We start from the raw sequence: 13,389 nt of genomic DNA on the forward strand, positions 1-13,389 counted from the left end.
TCATATACACCGGAGTTACCGTTGTCTTTTACACTACTTAAAAACTTCATCGATGGTCGCTACATAGACAATAGCGACAATGCCACTTTCAACGTTGTTAACCCTGGAACGGGGCATGTTATTTATGCCGTTCAAACCGCATGTGAGCCGCGTTTAGAGCACGCTATCAGTAGCGCACAAAAAGGCTTTACTGTGTGGTCAGCAACACCGGCTGTAGAACGTGCGCGAATACTGCAACGAGCGGCAAACCTACTTCGAGAACGCAATGATGAGCTTGCAGACATTGAGGTGAAAGATACCGGTAAACCTTGGCAAGAAGCCTCGGTAGTAGACGTACAGACGGGCGCCGATGCCATTGAGTATTTTGGTAATTTATGTACCTCGACCATGGGCGAACAGCAAAGTGTAGGCAATGATTTTTTCTATACACGACACGAGCCGCTCGGGGTATGCCTGGGAATTGGTGCATGGAACTACCCAATACAAATAGCCTGCTGGAAAGCCGCTGTCGCGTTAGCTGCGGGTAACAGCATGATTTTCAAGCCTTCTGAAGAAACACCGCGTGGTGCAAGTATGCTAGCCGAGATATTTATAGAAGCAGGCGTACCGCCCGGTGTATTTAATGTAGTACAAGGCGACGGTGTTGTCGGTGACTACTTAGTCCGCCATCCTGCGATTGCAAAAGTATCGCTAACGGGGGAAGTAGGCACTGGTAAGAAGGTAATGGCCGCTGCCGCTGGATCGTTGAAAAATGTCACAATGGAATTAGGGGGGAAATCACCCTTAATTGTATTTGAAGATGCCGATATTGATGAAGCCGTAACCGGTGCCATGCTTGGTAATTTCTATACGCAGGGCGAAGTGTGCACAAATGGCACGCGGGTATTTGTCCATAAAAACTGCTACGACGCATTCGTCGAACGTTTGATTGAACGCACACGAAAGAATGTGGTTGTCGGAGACCCAGCAGACCCAGCCACCAATTTAGGTGCGCTGATATCTGAACCTCATCTACAAAAAGTATTGTCTTATATCGCGTTAGGTAAAGAAGAAGGTGCAACCCTCGCATTTGGCGGAGAACGCATTAGACCGCAGCACTGCGAGGATGGCTATTTTGTTGGCCCAACCATTTTTACCGACTGTACTGACGATATGCGCATTACCCGAGAAGAAATCTTTGGTCCCGTAATGTCTATTTTAACGTTTGAAAGCGAAGACGACGTTATTGCCCGCGCCAACGATACTGATTACGGCTTAGCCGCCGGTATTTTTTGTAACGATATTCGTCAAGCACACCGTGTTATTGCACAACTGCAAGCAGGTATATGCTGGATAAATGCCTACGGTAACTCGCCGGTAGAAATGCCTGTTGGCGGTAACAAGTTATCTGGCATAGGCAGAGAGAATGGCGTCGAAGCGTTACGTGCTTACACCCAAACGAAGTCAATTTATGTCGGCATGGACAAGCTTGAAGGGCCATTTTAATGTCGCCAAGTAACACCAAAAGCTTTGATTATATAATTGTTGGTGCCGGCTCTGCTGGGTGCGTATTAGCGAACAGATTAACCGAAGACCCACAAACGACGGTATTACTGCTAGAAACGGGCGGTTCAGACCGCAGCATCTTTATTCAAATGCCCACGGCGTTGTCTATTCCAATGAATACTAAGAAGTATGCATGGCAGTTTCATACACAACCCGAACCTTTTCTCAACGATCGCGAAATGCATTGCCCTCGGGGTAAGGTATTAGGCGGTTCTTCGTCAATCAATGGCATGGTTTATGTGCGTGGACATGCTCGTGACTTCGATGAATGGCAAGAACATGGTGCACAAGGTTGGGACTATCAGCACTGCTTACCCTATTTCAAGAAAGCAGAAAACTGGGCCTTTGAAGAAAACGATTACCGCGCTAAAAATGGCCCACTTGCCGTAAATAATGGCAACAATATGCAAAACCCGCTTTATCAAGCGTTTGTTGATGCAGGGGTTGACGCAGGCTATATGGAAACCAGCGACTATAACGGCTATCAGCAAGAGGGTTTTGGCCCCATGCACATGACGGTCAAAAATGGCGTGCGCTGGTCAACGGCTAACGCCTATTTAAAGCCTGCAATGAAGCGCGCTAACCTAACAATACAAACAGGTGTTCAGGTTGAAAAAGTACTTCTTGAAAACAAGAAGGCGGTTGGCGTTGCCTTTTTTTCTGGTCAGAAAAAAAGTCAGGCTTTGGCCACTAAAGAAGTGATTTTAAGCGCAGGTTCAATAGGCTCTCCGCATATTTTACAGTTATCCGGTATTGGTGATCGCGACACGCTAGCGGCAGCTGGCATTAACACTGAACACCACCTGCCAGGTGTAGGTCAGAACCTTCAAGATCACCTAGAGTTTTATTTTCAGTACCGTTGTAAACAACCTATTACCCTTAATAGCCAATTAGGCCCGCTCAGTAAGCTTGCTATTGGCATTCGCTGGATCCTGTTTAAGACTGGCTTGGGCGCGACTAACCACTTCGAGTCGTGCGGTTTTATACGCTCAAAACCTGGCGTGCAATGGCCAGATTTACAGTATCACTTTTTACCCGCAGCAATGCGTTATGATGGACGCTCAGCGTTCGATGATCACGGCTTTCAATTACACATTGGCCATAACAAACCGAAAAGCCGCGGCTGGGTAAAAGTAAAAAATGCTGACCCTCTTACGCCTCCTGAAATCCAGTTTAACTACTTACAGCACCAAGACGATATTGAAGCGTTCAGAGCTTGTGTAAGACTATCGCGAGAGATCATTGCGCAACCCGCCATGGATGCTTATCGGGGTAAGGAGATTCAGCCAGGAGAACATATTGTCAGCAATGAAGATATTGATGCGTTTGTGCGCGAGTCAGTAGAGAGCGCTTACCACCCCTGTGGTACTTGCCGAATGGGTGATAGCCATGATGGGATGGCCGTTATCGACCCAACAATGCGCGTAATCGGCATTGAAAAGCTTCGTGTTGTTGATTCATCCGTTTTTCCAACGGTGCCTAACGGCAACTTAAATGCGCCCACTATCATGGTTGCTGAGCGCGCGGCTGACATCATCAAGCAACAACTGCTTAAGCCTGCACAAATCGAGGTTTATCAAGACGAACATTGGGAAACGAAACAGCGTCACAACGCCCCTAAGCGAGATATTTCATGTTAACCCTTGTTAGCGTTGGAATGTTGTTTTTTATGGCAATGGTTGTGTTCATCCTCGTTCGCTGGGGAAAGCTTGAATTAAATGGGCGCTACCCCGTATCAACCCTTACCTTCGTTGCCATACTATTTACATCAGGCCTTGATGTCGGCCTGATTATGTTTCCGCTAACTGAGTTTCCAGTCTATGCCGATACGCTTGCAAATACAGAATATGCCTTTGCAAACCCACTAGCGATAGAGTTTGGTTTTTGGGGGTTTCTTGTTTGGGCGATATACTTTGTCACTTGCTTTTATTTTTGTGCCATTGAGCCTCGTGTAAAATTTTTCGAAATATCCTGGGTAAAATGGATTAACAACTTCGTGATAATTGGTACGTGTGCTTTTACTGCGCACCTATTATTTGCCAACCTAAGTTGGTATTTGCCCTCTATCGCTATCGAAAACGGGTTTCCTTGGTATTATGCGCTTATTGTTGGCGCAACGATCTTATTCGCCGTTTATTCAAGTACTGACATAAAGTTTGTCAAAATACTGAGCCTTTCTTCTGGCGGATTATTTTTAGTATTAACCGTGACATTGGGTCTACATGCTCTGATGTCCCCTGATATTTCAGCTGCAGACTTGGTTAATACACTTCCATTAATCTCAGAATATTTCTTACATTTAGAGAAATTTGTCCTTCCTATTAATGACTACCACGCCTTTTATCTGTTCTGGTGGTTTGCATGGAGCATCATGATTGGTCAGTTTACTGCCAGGTTTGTTGGAAGCATGAACACGACAAAGCTTTTCATTGCTATGTTAGTTTGGCCTTCACTATCGATTGGCCTATGGTTCAGTGTATTGTATTTGTTTCATGTAAAAGGGCTTGAAACAACCGGCCTTATCAATATCGCGATGGTGCTTGTAGGAATCGTTTTTGTAATCAACTCTTTGGATTCGCTGATTCGCCTGTACTCAGACAATCTACAATTGACTGTCGCTCGCTTTGGAAAACAGCAGTACATCATGCTTCATGCATTATTGATGATGACCCTGACAGTGCTTTTCAGCCTACAATTTATTAAAATTCAATGGGTAGGCGCTCTCGTTATAGGGCTAAGCCTTTGCTGTTTTGCATATATGCTGGCAAATAACAGTAAACTCTCTATACCGAAATCGGCAAGTTTGCTATCACGTAAAAACGACACAAAATAAACCCGCTCATTGCCTATAGTTGCAGATAAGAAGGGTTTATTTGAGCTATGCAAGGTTTGCTCTATAGTAAATCGTAAGCTACGCAGTCGTGTTTATGTAAATGGGGTAAGAATGTTTTCAATTCATGTAGAAAGAACGATAGATAAACCAATAGAAACGGTTTTCGCTGCGTTGAGCGATCATGCCAATTATGCTCAATTTAAAGGGATAGATGAGGCTAATCTGTTAGTCGAAGGCAAACATGAAAAAAATGGTTTAGGTGCCGTCCGCGAAATTATTGCTGGCGGTGCAAATTTGCATGAAGAAATTGTTGCCTTCGAACCGCCCTACAAGCTGGGTTATAAAGTAGTAAAGTCTTCCCCTCTTCCTTACGACCACCGCTTAGGCGAAATCACGCTTAAAGAACAAGACGGTAAAACACATGTGACGTGGCGCTCGCAAGGTCACATCACAATATTCCTGTTAGGTACGCTTTATTTCGATAAACAAATTCAAAAGAACGGCGGACGAGCCTTTGGCAGTATTCTTAAGCAGATTGGCAACATGCCTGCTTAGTGTGCTTATAACACTGGTAACAAAAGAATAGGGCACAAGGATTAGGTATCTACATATTCACTTAGCTCCTTGTGCGCGTTGCTACTCTAACCGAGTATTATGGTTTTCCTTTATCGCGCCACCAGTCGCCTTTATTAATTCTACAGGGCTATTGATGTTAGCAAGTTCACGCAGCTCACCGCTAAAGGTTACGCTTTTAGCATTTATCGCGTGAAGCACATTGCGGACAGACGGCGATGGATGTGCTTCAGACACTCCTTTTAGTGTCAGTGCCACTTCTAATGACCACGGCGTAACAAAGGGTAGATAATGTTCTTTGAAATAAAATGCCTGCCTATTTTTTTTCGCTAAATGCAGCAGCTTTCTTAAGCTGGCTGAGGTCAAAAAAGGCATATCGACTGGCATGAACAGGGCATAGTTATTACTTTCAACGTTTACGGTGCTCGGCGTTAGTAGAACGTCACAAATGGCTCGTGCGGGCCCAAGCCCTTTGTTTTTTTCATTTATATCAGCATATTGTCCGCCCACAACAAACCGTTGGTGTATCTGCGCCTTGTGCAGTACAGAGTGGGCAATTTGTAACATCGTTTGCCCACCTACCGATACCATCGCCTTATCTCTACCCATACGTGAAGAGCGTCCACCAGCCAAAATAAATCCAATACATTGTTGGTGCGGCAGATCCTCAACGCGAACACTATTTGATATCACCTTCATAACTGGGGGGTTACCCTTAAAACTTGGTTGATATCCATAGCCAAACCCGATCGGTGTCTACACTAAAGTCTTCTGCAGAGTAATTTGCGTATTTCACGCCAAGATTAAACCTTTCTGCCACTTTGGTGGTGTACAACAAATTAAATTCATTGCCGTAATCGTCTAACGTTGACGATGACGCATCAGCATCAAATTGATGATAAATCGCAGTCCATTTGCCACCGGCAAACTTAGCGGAAATCGAGGCAGAGAAATCTTTCAACCCCTGCGCAGGTGTTCCTAAAAATTGATCTGACCAGCCATTGAATTTATGCAGTGTTGCTAGCGGCGTGGCAAAGCCATAATTGCCATCATCAGACCCCAACACTTCATAACCCAACTTTGTGGTTATACCAGATACAACTGCACCGGCTTCTAGTAACGTATAGTTTGCGTCATAATCGGTAGTTGCGCTTTCGGCAGTTTGTTTCGCAAACTCTGCGGTGTACAACCATTTCACAGAATCAGTGGTGTAGGCCCCTGCATAGCGTACACCGTACGTATCAAGTGCATTTTCAGTGTCATTGTCTATTTCTAGCAAGTAAGCATAGGTCGTTAATTTCCCCAAGTCCGTGCTATAGCTTAGGTTCAAAAAATGATCCTTTGCATCAAAGTCGGCAGCCTCGGCAAAAATACGATTGCGCTGGTTTACATAAGCATAAAACGCGTTTATTTTTTCGCTTATTTTGTAATTCACTGATATCCCATCAAAGGTTTGACGGTCTTGACGCCACGCTACGCTACCAATGAAACGGTGCGTATCAAGTGCAATCACCTGCCGTCCTAGCTTAACTTTTAGCTTATCGGTTCTATATTGAACATAAGCTTGATCAAGCTCGGTAGTTTCAGGGTCAGCGATAACCGAATACTCACCAAGGTTATAACCTGTAGGCCCTACCGTGTAATCACCTTGCCCTAACACAATTCTGCTGTCTTCCATCTCTACCTTGAACGAAAACCCCTTATACTCACCCGACTCTATGCCTGCGAAGGTACGAAGAGTAAGGCCATTAGCGTCTTTTAGTGCGTTGTCTTGTGAAGCGCCTTCATAGCGTAGGTAAAAATCTGCACTGGCTTTTATATCTGATAATGCATCGTACCAATCTGCCGCTTGAGCCATAGGAGATAGCGCTGCCGTAATACCCAGCGTGAGTACCGTTCGGTTAAAGAATATTGCTACTTTTTTCATAGTGAATTCCTAAATTTTGTGTGAGAAAACCTAACTCGGCCGTAAAATGTCGAGTAACTTTTGTGTTTTATTTGTTATTACTTTTTAAGTGCTAAGCAGCGTCAATATTCTTTGATGCGTTCTTTTTTGCTGTTTTTTTATAGGATGAAACCGGTTCTATCTTCTTTTGTTTTTCGTATAAGAAAGTCAATACTTGATGCCGGTAATGGTTGTATTCTGTGTTATCCGCTAGCACTAAACGGTTTCGCGGACGAGCCAAATTTACGTCGAGAATTTCGCCAATAGTAGCGGCAGGGCCATTTGTCATCATTACAATACGGTCCGACAGTAGCACCGCCTCATCTACATCGTGGGTAATCATAATAACCGTATTTCCGAGCTCTGCATGAATAGCCATTAATGAATCTTGTAAATGCGCGCGAGTAAGTGCATCTAAAGCGCCGAATGGTTCATCCATCAATAGCACTTTTGGCTCCATTGCAAGCGCTCTTGCTATACCAACACGCTGTTTCATACCGCCAGATATTTCAGAAGGTAGTTTATCGAGTGCATGTGTCATGTGGACCAATTCAAGGTTATGCAAAATCCAGTCGCGCATTTCTTTTTTCGATTTTGCTTTTTGGGTTTGCTTAACTGCCAACTCAACATTCTTGTAAACCGACAACCATGGCAACAACGAATGATTCTGGAAGACAACTGCACGCTCAGGTCCAGGTTCCTTTACCTCACTCCCATCTAAAATCACGCCACCGTTCGTTGCCTGGTGTAAGCCTGCAACAATGTTTAATACCGTAGATTTACCGCATCCAGAATGCCCAATAAGTGAAATGAATTCGCCTTTTTTAATTTTCAGATTAACATCGGTGAGTGCAGTGAAAGGCCCTTTCGGCGTTGGAAAATCAATACCTACCTGCGACAACTCTAAATGTTTTTTTTGCATGATAAATTCCTTATTCTGGTTTCACTTTCTTATCGCAATACCGAGTTTTTATCCCAACTAGCAACGCGTTGAACAGCTAACATCAAGCGGTCTAGCATGAAACCAATAATACCGATGGTGATCACCGCTACCATTATTCTGGCTAATGATTCAGAGCTACCATTTTGGAATTCGTCCCATACAAACTTTCCAAGCCCTGGGTTTTGCGCCAACATTTCAGCGGCAATCAACACCATCCATCCGATGCCTAGTGACAAACGCAAACCGGTAAAAATCATAGGAATAGAAGCAGGTAGAACGATTTTTTGTACGTGCTTTAGGGGCGTTAATCGCAATACTTTACTAACGTTCACTAAATCTGAATCGATATTCGATACTCCTACGGCGGTATTGACTAACGTTGGCCAAAGACAGCAAAGCGACACCGTTACTGCTGAGGTGATAAATGACTTAGAAAACATCGGGTCATCGCTAACATAGAGGGCGCTGACAACCATTGTTACCAATGGTAGCCAGGCCAAAGGAGAAACAGGTTTAAATATCTGAATCAGCGGGTTAATCGCGGAGTACGCTGACTTACTAAGTCCGCAAAGTATTCCAACAGGAACCGCGATAACGCTGGCGATAAAAAAACCCACCATTACCGTGTATAGACTGGTCCAAATTTGATCAAAGAAAGTGGGGGCCCCTGTAAACTCTCGGACTTTGGGCACATAAGTTTTATCTTGCGACATGCGTTGTGCATTTCGGGTTTCTTGGCGTTCATAAAATGCCGCCGCTTTTTCTCGCTGAGCACTATGCTCAGCGATAAGCGTTACACTTTGCTCCCATACTTGCGTTGGCCCAGGAAATTGCCCTAGTGAAGTATCAATCGATTTCGCTACGCCATTCCACACAGCTAAAAATAATAGAATACCAACCAATGGCATGAGTAGCTTAGGTAGCATTGAAGCCATACTTGTGAACCTATTTTTTCCGTCCAATTGGCCAATTTGGCTTATTGTTTGTATCGATTTACTCATCGTATTGCCTCTTCCTCGTCAATCGGCGCGCCTAGAGCACCGCGTCGCCTTTTAGTCCAATCGAAAACTGTTCGAGATAAGCATTTGGCTGAGAACCATCAAAGGTTACGTTATCGATGAACTCAGTTTGCGGTGATTTAAATCCGGTTTCTGTATCAAAGTCAGGAAAATCTTTAGGTTGAGCGAGCCCATCTTCTATAAGCGCTTTCGCTGCCATTGCGTAAATGTCAGGGCGATACACGTTTTTTGCCGTTTCTATGTACCAATTATCTGACTTAGGCTCAGCGATTTGGCCCCAACGGCGCATTTGTGTTAAATACCAAATAGCATCGCTGTAGTAGGGGTAGGTAGCGTTGTGGCGGAAAAACACATTAAAGTCGGGAATATCACGTTTATCGCCTTTTTCGTATTCGAAGGTGCCTGTCATACTATTTGCAATGACTTCCTCATCTGCACCAACATAGCTGCTATTTGATAAGATTTTTACGGCTTCGGGCCGGTTAGCATTATTGTTAGCATCAAGCCACATTGCTGCGCGGATCATCGCTTTTACCACACGAATGTGAGTATTTGGGTTTTCTTCAGCCCACTGGCTACTTACGCCAAATACTTTTTCTGGGTTGTTTTTCCAAATTTCGTAGTCAGTAATAACCGGCACACCTATGCCTTTAAATACCGCCTGTTGGTTCCATGGCTCGCCTACGCAATAACCGTAGATAGTGCCGGCTTCCATCGTCGCAGGCATTTGAGGGGGGGGCGTTACAGACAAGAGTGCTTGCGCATCGATTTGGCCTGATGTGTCACCTTTGTGCGGTGCATAATATCCAGGGTGAATACCCCCTGCTGCTAACCAGTAGCGAAGTTCATAGTTATGAGTAGAAACAGGAAAAACCATACCCATCTTAAAGGGCTTACCAGCATTTTTGTAACTATCTACAACCGGTTTAAGGTAATCGGCTTTGATAGGATGGATTGGTTTGCCATCTTTGTGTGGAATATTCTTTTTCATCTCAGCCCACACATCGTTCGAGACAGTAATACCATTGCCGTTTAAATCCATGCTAAAAGCGGTAACAATATGTGACTGTGTTCCAAATCCAATGGTGGCACCAAGAGGCTGGCCTGCTAGCATGTGCGCTCCATCAAGCTGTCCATCAATAACTCTGTCTAGCAACACTTTCCAGTTAGCCTGAGCTTCAAGGGTCACATAAAGCCCTTCATCTTCGAAATAGCCTTTCTCATAAGCAACAGCAAGCGGTGCCATATCGGTTAATTTGATAAACCCAATTTTTAGCTCCTCTTTCTCTGGCCATTCAAGTTCTTTGGCATTCACCATGGTTACAGATGTCGTCAGCATTGCAGCAATAATGCTGATTGTGCCTACTACTTTTTCAAGCTTTTTGTTTAATGTACTAGATAACATTTACTTTCCTTTAGCCAAAAAAAAACCCAACAGCCTGTAATGACGATGTCATCGTGGACTGGTGGGCTTCGTTGCCGTATGTTCTGCCGGAATACTAAGCGGACAGAACAAAAATATATTACCCCGTATTAGCAGGGCTAGATTGCGCGTTAACTTATTGCGTTACTAAGTAGATATACATAATCAATGCCAAATTTAAATTGCATAAATTTCATAAACTTACTAAAAACAGAAGAGTAACCATCCTGTGTTGTGTATCACTATAGTGCGTTAATTGCGCAATTATTGTGCGCAATGCAGAAGGGTAATTCACTCTGGTTACGTTCATTCCACCATTGTTCGGCTTGTCTGAGCCCTTCTGATAACGAGCAGCTTTCTATCAACATAATATAACTCGCTAATGTGGCGAGAATGGCCTGCTCTGCATAATCATGACGTTGTTCACCATGCCACACCGCTAACATAGTCTCCGAAGTGAAACTACACTCCTTCATTGTCCAACTCTCTGCTTCAGGCATAACAATGTGTTCTGTTATGCCCTCACGCGTGATAAAAAGATTAGTATTTCTGTCACGGTTTATTTCTGGGTCGCCACCATCACCACGAAACACTAAAGAGTGTTGTGCTAGCGTTTTGTTAACCTCTGCATGACGCTCGTCGAGATGAGTATGATAGACACCTTGCACCGCAAAGGGTGCTGCACTTGGGTTTAACAACCGCGCTAATGTATTCGCACAGGAACGCAACCCAAACAATTCGCGTAGTTTTATGATTCGAGAGAGCGGAGAGAGCACAACGTCTAAATCAAGGTAGCACGCACGATAAGAGTCCATATGCGTTGAGGCCTCACCAATCGACTGTGCTAGTGGCAAACCCAAGTCAGCCAATGCATGACTGGCATAAAAACGCTGTGAGCCAGGTTCAGAGGTTCCATGTAAGAAAACGCGGTGGCCATGTTGCGCTAACAGCGCCACACTTAACAAATACCAAGGTAACTGACGTCGTTTACCCGCATAGCATCCAATATCAACAGTAGCATTCCATGAAGCATCGTTATTAGGTAAACGTTCTCGACAGGCTTTGGTAAACCCACTGAGCTCATTAACCGACTCTTCTTGCATACGAAGCAACATGAGAAACGCACCAGCTTGTTCAGGGGCTATTTGCTCGTCAAGCAATTGAGACATGGCATCATACGCCTCATCAAAAGTTAAGTGACGATAACCTCGTTTGCCCTTACCGATGGCTTGAATATAGTGACTAAACGGTGCTTTTTGCATGTGATTGGCTTATCAGTTCGAGTGCTACAGGCTGACGTGCTGTTACGACATGACCAATAATGACCAACGCCGGCCCAGTAAATTCAGCCTCTGCTACGCATTTAAATATGCTTTTAATTGTACCTGCAACTACCCGCTGCTGACTACAACATGCATTTTCTATTACGGCGACAGGCATCGCACTATCTATACCTTCATTGATAAGTTTTTCAGAGAGCTGCTGCAACCGTTTAAGCCCCATGTAAACAACGGTTGTTTCATGTTTTACACTGTTAGCAATAGCAGCCCAATCGGCCTGCTTTTCTGGGTTTTGAAATTGCGCGGTCATAAATTTTACCGACTGGGCAAATCGTCTATCGGTAAGGGGAATACCCGTATAGGCAGAAGCGCCAGAGGCCGCCGTAATACCCGGCACAATGGCAAACTTTATGCCTGCACTGTGAAGCGCCATTGTTTCTTCACTAGTACGCGCAAAAATAGCAGGGTCGCCCCCTTTTAGTCTTACCACTCGCTTGCCTTCAAGGCCTAGTTCAACTAAGCGCTGACAAATCATAGTTTGTGGCATGCTGTGTTTACCGCACCGCTTACCCACAAACTCTTTACTTATATGCCGTGGTATACAGTCTAATACTGACTGGCTAACCAACCAATCAAACATTACCACATCAGCAGTTTGTAAAAGGCGATGCGCTTTAAGGGTTAAAAGCTCGGCGTCACCGGGGCCGGCACCAACGATAAACACCTCACCCCTGTGTTTTCTATTGCTTTGTGAAGCAGAAGGCGTAGACGTATCAATGCCCGTATCGCGATTGATAAATGCGCTTTGAATACGAAATAAGGCACTATGCAAAGCACCAGAGAAAGCATGTAATCGAGCGTTCATAAAAGGGTTTCCTCTGTCACCGACGTATTTGCCGATGTGTCATCATTGTTCGGTTTAGGTAATGTACTGGCTTTGTGATTAGCAGAAAGTAATGAAGCCAACTCCGTTTTACATGAACCACAGTTAGTTCCACATTTAAGTGCAACACCTAAGCCGCTAACACTGTTATTGCCTTGCTCAATGGCCGTAGTAATGGTTTTTTCTCGCACGCTAAAACAACTGCACACTATCTTACCTAACATAAAAGCTTCGTCGGGTTCCTGATGCAATAGGCTGTTTATTTGTGCCTGCGTTAGCGCATCGTCACTATTGAACATATTTTCTAGCCAATCGGTAGGTATAGACAATGAAGATGTATTGAGCATGATACTCAACACCACTTTTCCTTTCCGTGTGGCGACTAATGAGCATTGATTTGCACATTGAAAGGTATACCACTGGGTATTTTGTGGTAACAGCGGTACAACATTGTTTAACAGCTGCATCGGGGGAACTATGTCGGCGATTTGGGTGCACGATATACTGCCCGAGGTAGTATCAAGCCAGTAATAGCATGACGTTTTTATAGCATCAACCAAAGCGCTTTCGCCAAACAACATTCCCAATGTGCCGGCATCAAAAGGAGTAGCGCTGACCGCACCGTGTTTCAGCTCAGGCTGGCCCGATAACGCATCGTTTGCCCCGTTAAGAAGCGCACCCACTTTGCAATGCGATCCCCATGTTGCTGACCAATGAAAAGGGGCGAACAGCTCGCCAGTTCGCTGCCTATCGTCAAGTTTAGCAGGCAATATAACCTTGATATCGCCACTGCAAGCCGCGTGTAACTCAACAAGTGAACCCTCGCTAATACCTTTTAGTTTTGCGTCATCTGGATGAATGCTGAGCCATGGCCGGTCGATATGTTTGAGCAAACGCGACGCGTTGCCAGTGCGTGTCATGGTATGCCACTGATCGCGCACTCGC

Annotated in this window: 12 protein-coding genes and 1 pseudogene; 4 read left to right on the forward strand and 9 right to left on the reverse strand. The window is 44.7% G+C overall.

From position 1 onward, the window contains the following. Positions 1–21 precede the first annotated feature (21 nt). From betB to ACOJRU_RS17450, 4 genes are all read left to right on the forward strand, one after another. Entirely contained in the window at positions 22–1,485 is a 1,464-nt protein-coding gene (gene betB, locus ACOJRU_RS17435; protein ID WP_421132988.1) for a betaine-aldehyde dehydrogenase, read from the forward strand. Further along, positions 1,485–3,185 carry a choline dehydrogenase gene (gene betA, locus ACOJRU_RS17440; protein ID WP_421132989.1) on the forward strand — a complete coding sequence of 567 codons (1,701 nt, stop codon included), beginning with the start codon at positions 1,485–1,487 and terminating at the stop codon, positions 3,183–3,185. The genes betB and betA overlap by 1 nt, the downstream gene beginning before the upstream one ends. Continuing rightward, a complete protein-coding gene (locus tag ACOJRU_RS17445; protein WP_421132990.1) occupies positions 3,179–4,378 on the forward strand; it encodes a BCCT family transporter in 1,200 nt (399 codons plus the stop codon). Before betA ends, ACOJRU_RS17445 begins: the two co-directional genes overlap by 7 nt. 111 nt (positions 4,379–4,489) lie before the next feature. Then, the gene (locus ACOJRU_RS17450; RefSeq protein WP_421132991.1) at positions 4,490–4,933 is read left to right on the forward strand and encodes an SRPBCC family protein; all 444 of its coding nucleotides are present in this window, start codon (positions 4,490–4,492) and stop codon (positions 4,931–4,933) included. Between the two features lie 81 nt (positions 4,934–5,014). Here the strand turns inward: ACOJRU_RS17450 and mobA are convergent, their stop codons facing one another. From mobA to ACOJRU_RS17495, 9 genes and pseudogenes are all read right to left on the reverse strand, one after another. After that, positions 5,015–5,650, reverse strand: a complete 636-nt coding sequence (mobA, locus tag ACOJRU_RS17455) for a molybdenum cofactor guanylyltransferase (protein ID WP_421132992.1) — start codon at positions 5,648–5,650, stop codon at positions 5,015–5,017. 16 nt (positions 5,651–5,666) lie between these two features. After that, positions 5,667–6,878, reverse strand: a complete 1,212-nt coding sequence (locus ACOJRU_RS17460) for an alginate export family protein (RefSeq protein ID WP_421132993.1) — start codon at positions 6,876–6,878, stop codon at positions 5,667–5,669. 91 nt (positions 6,879–6,969) lie between these two features. After that, complete coding sequence (locus tag ACOJRU_RS17465) at positions 6,970–7,818, reverse strand: ABC transporter ATP-binding protein (protein ID WP_421132994.1); 849 nt, start codon at positions 7,816–7,818, stop codon at positions 6,970–6,972. Between the two features lie 29 nt (positions 7,819–7,847). Further along, positions 7,848–8,774, reverse strand: coding sequence for an ABC transporter permease (locus ACOJRU_RS17470; protein WP_421134797.1), 927 nt, complete (start codon positions 8,772–8,774; stop codon positions 7,848–7,850). 97 nt (positions 8,775–8,871) lie between these two features. Then, complete coding sequence (locus ACOJRU_RS17475) at positions 8,872–10,197, reverse strand: CmpA/NrtA family ABC transporter substrate-binding protein (protein ID WP_421134798.1); 1,326 nt, start codon at positions 10,195–10,197, stop codon at positions 8,872–8,874. 326 nt (positions 10,198–10,523) lie between these two features. Beyond that, on the reverse strand, positions 10,524–11,543 hold the full coding sequence (locus ACOJRU_RS17480; protein ID WP_421132995.1) for a glycosyl transferase family protein: 1,020 nt from the start codon (positions 11,541–11,543) through the stop codon (positions 10,524–10,526). Beyond that, positions 11,524–12,426, reverse strand: coding sequence for a uroporphyrinogen-III C-methyltransferase (cobA, locus tag ACOJRU_RS17485; RefSeq protein ID WP_421132996.1), 903 nt, complete (start codon positions 12,424–12,426; stop codon positions 11,524–11,526). The genes ACOJRU_RS17480 and cobA overlap by 20 nt, the downstream gene beginning before the upstream one ends. Further along, a complete protein-coding gene (locus ACOJRU_RS17490; protein ID WP_421134799.1) occupies positions 12,423–13,025 on the reverse strand; it encodes a (2Fe-2S)-binding protein in 603 nt (200 codons plus the stop codon). Before ACOJRU_RS17490 ends, cobA begins: the two co-directional genes overlap by 4 nt. Before the next feature lie 102 nt (positions 13,026–13,127). Next, positions 13,128–13,364 (reverse strand): annotated as a pseudogene (locus ACOJRU_RS17495) (molybdopterin dinucleotide binding domain-containing protein); the annotation flags it as partial. Between the last annotated feature and the right edge of the window lie 25 nt (positions 13,365–13,389).

The sequence above is a fragment of the Alteromonas algae genome, assembly GCF_049117195.1.
GTDB lineage: Bacteria > Pseudomonadota > Gammaproteobacteria > Enterobacterales > Alteromonadaceae > Alteromonas.

Coding starts and splice junctions, on each gene's coding strand:
- betA (WP_421132989.1), top strand. CDS start 1,485: ATGTCGCCAAGTAACACCAAAAGCTTTGATTATATAATTGTTGGTGCC.
- ACOJRU_RS17445 (WP_421132990.1), top strand. CDS start 3,179: ATGTTAACCCTTGTTAGCGTTGGAATGTTGTTTTTTATGGCAATGGTT.
- ACOJRU_RS17450 (WP_421132991.1), top strand. CDS start 4,490: ATGTTTTCAATTCATGTAGAAAGAACGATAGATAAACCAATAGAAACG.
- mobA (WP_421132992.1), bottom strand. CDS start 5,650: ATGAAGGTGATATCAAATAGTGTTCGCGTTGAGGATCTGCCGCACCAA.
- ACOJRU_RS17460 (WP_421132993.1), bottom strand. CDS start 6,878: ATGAAAAAAGTAGCAATATTCTTTAACCGAACGGTACTCACGCTGGGT.
- ACOJRU_RS17465 (WP_421132994.1), bottom strand. CDS start 7,818: ATGCAAAAAAAACATTTAGAGTTGTCGCAGGTAGGTATTGATTTTCCA.
- ACOJRU_RS17470 (WP_421134797.1), bottom strand. CDS start 8,774: ATGGCTTCAATGCTACCTAAGCTACTCATGCCATTGGTTGGTATTCTA.
- ACOJRU_RS17475 (WP_421134798.1), bottom strand. CDS start 10,197: ATGCTGACGACATCTGTAACCATGGTGAATGCCAAAGAACTTGAATGG.
- ACOJRU_RS17480 (WP_421132995.1), bottom strand. CDS start 11,543: ATGCAAAAAGCACCGTTTAGTCACTATATTCAAGCCATCGGTAAGGGC.
- cobA (WP_421132996.1), bottom strand. CDS start 12,426: ATGAACGCTCGATTACATGCTTTCTCTGGTGCTTTGCATAGTGCCTTA.
- ACOJRU_RS17490 (WP_421134799.1), bottom strand. CDS start 13,025: ATGTTGTTTGGCGAAAGCGCTTTGGTTGATGCTATAAAAACGTCATGC.